Annotated in this window: 1 protein-coding gene; it reads right to left on the reverse strand. The window is 63.8% G+C overall.

What is annotated here, in order from left to right; genetic code table 11:
• On the reverse strand, window positions 1-227 hold a 227-nt coding region (locus NE591_RS15625), incomplete at its 3' end, for a hypothetical protein (protein WP_256157147.1).
• Window positions 228-287: the final 60 nt, after the last annotated feature.

Below are 287 nucleotides of genomic sequence, written 5' to 3' on the forward strand. Positions count from 1 at the left end.
CTGGAACCGCCTCTGCCATTGGCCGCACTCGCGCCATCCGTCGCGGGGAGAATTGCCTGCTTCTCGCGATCGTAACCGCAAACCGAGCACACCTCGTGACGACGCCCATCATCGGCCATCACCTCGCGGAACTCATGAGCCCCCGCAGCCGCCTTGACGTTGCAGACAGTGCTCTCGCGCCAGTGCCCCGCCGCATCGGCCTTCCAACCGCCGAACACGTGCCCCACCGACGGGATGGGCGTCGCATATCTCGTTGCGCCGCAATGCTTGCAATGATTCTATTTCAG

Origin of the sequence: Adlercreutzia sp. DFI.6.23 (genome assembly GCF_024462535.1) — a bacterium.
GTDB lineage: Bacteria > Actinomycetota > Coriobacteriia > Coriobacteriales > Eggerthellaceae > Adlercreutzia > Adlercreutzia rubneri.